Origin of the sequence: Desulfosarcina cetonica JCM 12296, from assembly GCF_001311845.1 — a bacterium.
In the GTDB taxonomy this organism is placed as follows: domain Bacteria; phylum Desulfobacterota; class Desulfobacteria; order Desulfobacterales; family Desulfosarcinaceae; genus Desulfosarcina; species Desulfosarcina cetonica.
Map to the genome: position 1 here is coordinate 1 of NZ_BBCC01000431.1, position 1,569 is coordinate 1,569.

Below are 1,569 nucleotides of genomic sequence, written 5' to 3' on the forward strand. Positions count from 1 at the left end.
GTCCCGCCGGCGGGAAAACCGCCAGCGATTGAAAGATCAGCTTTGCCGGGAGGTGTGGGGCGATGCGTCGCCGGCCGATGCCTCCGGCGAGCCACCTCCGCCGTTGGATCTGGATCCGGCCGTCGAAGCCCTGTTGGAATCGCGACGGATTCTCGAATCGGATATCCGTAGCGTCATCCAGCATGCCGAAAGTGACGGACAGCGTTTTTACAACCCGGAAACAGGGTATTCTCTGGGTTTTTTGCGGACCGGGCACATCACTTTTTGGGTGGCTTATACATTGACGGCGAACGGCTTTCGCGTGCACAATGCCTATGCCCATCGCATGGAGGTGTTGGGGCCATGAAAAGTGAAAATGTTCAACCCGAAGATTTGAAGTGGCGCTGTGACCGATGCCAGTGCGACCTGGTGGTGGGACCGGTGACGGTGGAATACATGACCAATCATTTTACCACGGACCTTCCCTATTGCCCCAGGTGCAAGACCGTATTGATCAGTGAAGTCGTGGCCACGGGGAAGATGGCCGAAGTGGAACAAATCCTCGAAGATAAGTGAGAATGACAGTGTCTCGACCTTATGAATCCGAAGCGGTGCGGGCCGTGACCGGGCCGACCATCGGCCGGGAGGAGTCGATCTGACCCGTCGAGCGACTGACTATTGTGGTCTCGGAGCCGGGGATCGGGTGCTGGACGTGGGTTGCGGTACCGGTGCGACGATTGATTTTTTGCGCCAACAGGTGGGCGCCCGGGCAATGGGAATCGACCTCTCGGCGATCCTCCTGAACACGGCCCGACAAAAGGGTGGGGACCCCGTCGTCATGCGTGCCGATGCCGTTGCGCTGCCGGTGAAGCGTGGCGCCTTTCATATGATTACCTGCGAATGCGTGCTTTCCCTGGTAACGGCGCCCATGGCGGCCCTTGCGGAATTCCATCGGGCTTTAAGGCCCGGCGGTTACCTGGTGATCAGCGATATCTACCAGCAGACGGTGGATGGCGCGGCGCCGGTGCCGTGGGCCGGCACCGGTGGGTGCCTGCGGGGCGCGGTGGATCGCCAGACCTGGTACCAACGCATGGTTTCCGCCGGGTTCAGCGTGGCGCTGTGGGAAGACCATTCCGACCTGCTGAAAAAACTGGCGGTCCAATTGGTTTGGGCCGGGGTTCCCCTGAGCCGGTGGTGGGGCGGCTGCCGTGAGAACACCGGCGCCGCTCGATCCCGTCCTGGGTATGGCCTGCTGATTGCCCGCCAAACAGCCGCTTAGACCAAACAGCCGCTTAGATTAGATGCGGCCATGGACGGACCATAAGGGGCATTTCATACAATCCTCACTTTGGCATTGCGAAGCGGATGGGTTTTCGAGTAAAGAGCGATGCCAACACTGATGCCGTTTCGTGGGGATGGCGGATCCGAAAGAAAGGAACCTGAATTTATGAATGGGATTGCACAAACCGCCTGCGACCTTTTGGGCAAGGGCGAGGCCTTTGTCCTGGCCACCATTATCAGCCACAGCGGCTCCACGCCACGCACCTCGGGCAGTAAAATGATCGTCACCGCCGACGGCCGGGGCATCGG

At 60.0% G+C, this 1,569-nt stretch carries 4 protein-coding genes; all 4 read left to right on the top strand.

What is annotated here, in order from left to right; genetic code table 11:
• Window positions 1-346 (top strand): hypothetical protein (locus JCM12296_RS40810; RefSeq protein WP_218188447.1); only part of this gene is annotated, 346 nt, incomplete at its 5' end.
• Window positions 343-555 carry a DVU_1557 family redox protein gene (locus JCM12296_RS34670; protein ID WP_054702722.1) on the top strand — a complete coding sequence of 71 codons (213 nt, stop codon included), beginning with the start codon at window positions 343-345 and terminating at the stop codon, window positions 553-555. The genes JCM12296_RS40810 and JCM12296_RS34670, both read left to right, overlap by 4 nt.
• Window positions 556-580: 25 nt before the next feature.
• Window positions 581-1,258, top strand: a complete 678-nt coding sequence (gene trsM / locus JCM12296_RS34675) for a DVU_1556 family methyltransferase (protein ID WP_083456802.1) — start codon at window positions 581-583, stop codon at window positions 1,256-1,258.
• A gap of 168 nt (window positions 1,259-1,426) precedes the next feature.
• Window positions 1,427-1,569 (top strand): XdhC family protein (locus tag JCM12296_RS37610; protein WP_172684266.1); only part of this gene is annotated, 143 nt, incomplete at its 3' end.

Coding starts and splice junctions, on each gene's coding strand:
- JCM12296_RS34670 (WP_054702722.1), top strand. CDS start 343: ATGAAAAGTGAAAATGTTCAACCCGAAGATTTGAAGTGGCGCTGTGAC.